3 protein-coding genes and 1 tRNA gene are annotated in these 5,563 nt (G+C 35.9%); 1 reads left to right on the top strand and 3 read right to left on the bottom strand.

Annotated elements, in window-relative coordinates; all coding sequences use genetic code 11:
- Positions 1-2,674 (top strand): CRISPR-associated helicase/endonuclease Cas3 (locus tag A9G30_RS00200; RefSeq protein WP_065587695.1); only part of this gene is annotated, 2,674 nt, incomplete at its 5' end.
- Between the two features lie 265 nt (positions 2,675-2,939).
- Here A9G30_RS00200 and A9G30_RS00195 read toward each other — a convergent pair.
- The 3 genes from A9G30_RS00195 to secD all read right to left on the bottom strand — a co-directional run.
- Positions 2,940-3,015: transfer RNA gene (locus A9G30_RS00195), tRNA-Ala, on the bottom strand.
- A 125-nt stretch (positions 3,016-3,140) separates the two neighbouring features.
- On the bottom strand, positions 3,141-4,133 hold the full coding sequence (gene secF, locus A9G30_RS00190) for a protein translocase subunit SecF (RefSeq protein ID WP_065566199.1): 993 nt from the start codon (positions 4,131-4,133) through the stop codon (positions 3,141-3,143).
- A 15-nt stretch (positions 4,134-4,148) separates the two neighbouring features.
- Positions 4,149-5,563: protein translocase subunit SecD (secD, locus tag A9G30_RS00185; RefSeq protein ID WP_065587694.1), on the bottom strand; the 1,415-nt coding region annotated here is incomplete at its 5' end.

Genomic DNA, 5,563 nt, shown 5'->3' with positions numbered 1-5,563 from the left:
GGACAATAGCGATGATAGCGATGATTATCACCTACTGGCTTATCACAATTTAGATGTCGCTGCTTGTGGATACCATATTGTTAAAAAGAATTATTTTTATTCTGCTGAATTATTTGAGCAACTTGGCTTCTCATCAGATGAGATGGAAAACGCAGCCCTTTGGTTTGCCTACTTTTTAGCTTGGCATGATATTGGTAAATTTGCTAATGGGTTCCAGCAATTATTCAAGCATAATAATCCCAAGCTCGTCGCCGCCGATCCAGCAAAAAGTTACACTACCCGACATGATTCGCTTGGACACTGGTTATGGCAGAACTATTTAATTGAAAAATCAGAAATACAGCTAGAATCATACAATTATAATATTGAACAGGTATATAATATCTGGTTATTAATCATGACAGGCCATCATGGTAAACCGCCTATATTGGATGCCAATGGTAACTCATCATTTAACACACAAGATAAGCAAGCTTCATTAGGTTATATTAAAGCAATTAATCAACTGTTTATTGTGGATAATAATTTAGCCAGTTACCACACCCGCTTTTTTGACAAAACATTCCGTAAAAATCTTAACAAACTAAGTTGGCTATTAGCGGCAATAACCGTTATTAGTGATTGGTTAGGTTCCAACCAACAATTTTTCCCCTTTTCTTCAAATGTGATGGAATTGTCAGAATATTGGTTAAACTACGCTCTAGTTAGAGCTGAAAAAGCCGTAGCGGCTTTACCTCAACAATCCCCTATTATGCCTTTCAATGGTATCCAAAACTTATTTCCATTTATTGAAAAACCAACCCCCTTACAACAGCAAGCATTATCTTGCCAACTATCAGATAATGGCCCAGAGTTATTTATTATGGAAGATGTTACTGGAGCGGGTAAAACAGAAGCTTCAATGATTTTGGCACATCGATTAATGGCAGCAGGGAAAGCACAAGGGATTTATATTGGCTTACCAACTCAAGCTACCGCAAATGCAATATATCAACGCACAGCACAGGTATATGGGCAATTATATCGATCTAACAGCCATCCATCGCTTGTTCTAGCTCATGGTGCAAGTTATATGAATCCCAATTTTACCCAAACAGTCATTAATTTGGATAATCTTAGTCAACCCAAATACCTCACAAATGAAAATTCAGCGAGTAGCGAGTGTAATGAGTGGTTTGTTGACACACGAAAAAAATCATTGCTTGCTGAAGTTGGAGTTGGAACGCTAGATCAAGCTTTAATGGCAGTTATGCCGTTTAAACATCAATCGTTGCGGCTATTAGGACTACGACATAAGTTACTGATTTTAGATGAAGTTCATGCTTATGATAGTTATATGGCGAAATTATTAGAATCACTGTTACAGTATCATTTTTCACAAGGAGGGAGTGCGATTATACTTACCGCAACTTTACCCTTTTTTCTACGTGAAAAATTGCTTAATGCTTTTTATAAAGGATTAAATTCAAATCAATCGCCTTTAACGCTAAATTCAGATTTACCTTTTCCTTTATTGACACAACTCAATCAACAGGGCTTAGTCGAACAAGCAATAGAGACAAGAGATGAAGTAAAGCGGCAAGTTGATATTGACTGGATTGATAGTATTGATTCTGGTATAGAAAAAATTAAGATTGCCATCCAGCAAGGGAAAATTATTTGCTGGATAAAAAACAGTGTGGCTGACGCAATTAGTTTATATCAACAACTACAGCAAGAGTTGAATATTGATAGTAAACAAATCTTGCTATTTCATAGTCGCTTTGCATATTGTGATCGCTTGGATATCGAACAAAAAACGTTAGCATGGGCAGGAAAAACCTCAAATCACACAATTCGCTCAGGAAAGATCATTATTGCAACTCAAGTCATTGAGCAATCATTAGATCTCGATTTTGACGAAATGATTAGTGATATTGCCCCAATTGATTTATTGATACAACGTGCAGGTCGTTTACAACGACATGTACGAGATAAACAAGGAAATATCAAACTATCCACAAACCAAAATCAACCTTGCGATGATCGAGATAAACCAATATTAACGATATTTGCGCCAACTTGGAATGACAATCCAACCGAAGAATGGCTAGATTACCCAGAATTTGGCAATACTAAGTATGTTTACGCTAATCATGCTTATTTATGGTTCACGCAACGAATCTTACGTCAAAAAGGCGCCATAAAAATGCCCGAAGATGCCAGATTACTCATTGAATCAGTTTATCATAGCGATCTTGAGCCACCAAAAGGTTTACAAGCGGTTTTTTATAAAGAATTAGGACAACAACTTGGGCAAAGTTCACAAGCTAAAAGTATGATATTGAATTTTAAAAATTGTTATAGCCGAGAGCAATTCAATGCTGAATGGGATCATGAAATTGAAGTATCTACCCGTTTATCAAGAGATAATATTGATCTTTATTTAGCTTATCAGCAAGATGATAAAATCGTTCCTTACTGTAGTAGTAGTGAATATGCTTGGGAACAAAGCCATCTTACAATTAGTGTATCAAAATGGAATAGAATAAAAAGTGCAATTCCACAACTAGAACAGCACCATCTAGAAAAATTAAGGCAAAAGATACATAGGCCTAATGCAATAATTGTTTTAATTGAAAAGGAAAAAGTATCTTGTTTTTACACTAAAGAATTAGGCTTTTATCTCAATTAATTAATGCGGTAGATTAATCATATTTGATTAACCAAAGCTAAAATATTTTGGATGGCAGTTTTTGCTTGGTGGCTATTTTTTCAACATGATGATCCAGTTAACAAAGCGCCTTTGTTTAATATTTCATCTAATGTGGTGTTACGTCGTTTTTCGAAAGAGTCTAATTCCATTTGTTGCAATCTTTAAATAATTTTATCACCAACAAATTTTAGTTCTAAAATTGCTAGGTTTGGTATGCTTTAAAGAATGTTACCATTTATTAAATTGGTGGAGCCAAGGGGGATCGAACCCCTGACCTCAACGCTGCCAGCGTTGCGCTCTCCCAGCTGAGCTATGGCCCCAAAAGAAAGGGATAAAACTGTGGCTAATAATATGCAACTAAAGGGTAGGTGTCAATCAATTTGGTATCATTTGTTTTAAAAATAGTCTAATGAAACTCTGCCAATTAATGGCAGAGTTTAAACAATTAGCGTAATATTGAAGGTTGATCAGCTCCTTCTGCTTCAATTTTTGGTGGCATAAAGTGTTCTCTTTTTACGCCTAATTTAAGTGACATATAAGCCGCCACATAAATTGATGAGATGGTACCAAGCACAATACCTACCCCTAATGTTTCAGAAAATCCTTTTAACATTGAACCACCAAAGATATATAGAATAATCACCACAACAAGTGTTGTCCCTGATGTCATTAAAGTACGATGCAACGTTTGCGTTAATGAGATATTAATTACATCATAAGGTTCTGCACGGCGTATCTTTCTAAAATTTTCACGAATTCTATCAAAGACAACAATAGTATCGTTGAGTGAATAACCAATGATGGATAACATGGCAGCAATAATCGTTAAATCTAATTCTCGTTCAAATAGTGATAGATAACCTGCAGTAATGACGACATCATGCGCTAAAGCAACAACCGCTCCAGTACCAAATCGCCACTCAAAACGGAATGCAATATAGATTAAAATACAAACTAATGCGGCACAGATTGCCAAAATACCATCTTGAGCAAGTTCAGCGCCAACAGTTGGACCTACAAATTCAATACGTTTGATTTGAGCATCTGCATCAATATCTTTATGTATTAAATTGGAAATTTTTGTACCTAGCGCATTATCAATAGCCGATGAGGTATTGTCTTCTTGCTTAGCCGAAGGTAACCGAATGATGATATCTTTACTACTACCGTAATATTGTACTATCGGCTCATGATAGCCTGCATCGCGTAAACTATTACGAATATCATCAAGATTAACATTTTTTGTTACGGTAAGCTCGACTGTTGTTCCGCCAGTGAAGTCTTGTCCTAGATTGAATCCTTTAACAAAAATAACGACAAAAGACGCTACAACTAAGAGCATAGAAATAACAAAAGCAACGAAGCCAAATTTTAAAAAGTCGAGGACTCTGCGACCATGATTTAATTCTCTAACATCATGATTTTCTTTTTTATTAATAATCACAATAAACCTCTAAATTGATAACTTATTAACGCGACGACCGCCATAAATAAGATTGGCTAATGCGCGAGTACCAACAATCGATGTAAACATTGATGTAACGATACCGATACCTAACGTAATAGCAAAGCCTTTAATTGAACCAGTACCAACTGCATAAAGAATAACCGCAGTAATTAAAGTAGTAAGATTGGCATCAAAAATACTGCTCCAAGCTCCTGCATATCCTTCATTAATTGCATGTTGCACACTTCGACCATTACTCAGCTCTTCTTTTATTCTTTCGTTAATCAGTACATTAGCATCAACAGCCATACCTACGGTCAATACAATACCAGCAATACCCGGCATGCTTAGCGTTGCCCCAGGAAGTAAAGACATTGCGCCAACAATTAAAATTAAGTTTGCAACTAATGCAAGGCTAGCAAACACACCAAATAGGCGATACATTACTAACATAAAAATAACTGAAACCGCCAAACCCCATACACAAGATTCTAAGCCTTGAGTGATATTTTCTTGCCCCATGGATGGCCCAACAGTTCGTTCCTCAATAATTTGGATCGGTGCAATTAATGCCCCTGCACGTAATAATAGCGATAAATTTTTAGCTTCATCAATACTACCTATACCCGTTACTTGGAAACGATCACTAAAAATACCTTGAATAGTCGCGACGTTAATAACTCGTTCTTGTTTTTCAAGAATCGGCTTGTCGTTTTCATCGCGTTTTCCTGTATCTTTGTATTCAACAAATAAGGTTGCCATCGATTTATGAAGATTTTTTTGAGTAAAATCAAACATTTTTTTACCGCCTGTGCCATCAAGCGTAATAGCAACTTCAGGTAATCCATATGGATTAACACGATATGAAGAATCAGTAATATGATTTCCTGTTAATACAATACGTTTATAAAGTAATACAGGACGTCCATTTTCCATATACTGAATTTCTGAACCATAAGGAACGCGCATATCACCATTGATAATGGCCGGTAAATTTGGTGTGCTTTCTTCGTTAACTTGTCTAAACTCAAGCGTCGCTGTTGCCCCTAAAATACGCTTAGCTAACGCGGTGTCTTGAATACCTGGTAATTCAACTACAATACGATCAGCACCTTGGCGTTGAACAATAGGTTCGGCAACGCCTAGTTGATTAACACGATTACGTAAAATAGTGGTATTTTGTTGCACAGCATCATTTTTAGTTTGTTGTAAACGTTGTTCACTGATATCGACAACAATACTGCTGTCTGTTTGAGAAGCTACTTTGTAATCTCGCAATCCATTAATTTTAGTAATACCTTTATTGCGATCATCCGTATTATCAAATTGTAATACAATTTGTTGATTACTATTTTTGCTGATTTTTTTATAATTTAATTTGCTATTTGTAAATTCAGTTTTTATGTTTTCAATAGATTGTT

Origin of the sequence: Gilliamella sp. Fer4-1, from assembly GCF_001690515.1 — a bacterium.
Lineage (GTDB): Bacteria > Pseudomonadota > Gammaproteobacteria > Enterobacterales > Orbaceae > Gilliamella > Gilliamella apicola_C.
This window is presented reverse-complemented; position numbering and strand designations above follow the sequence as displayed.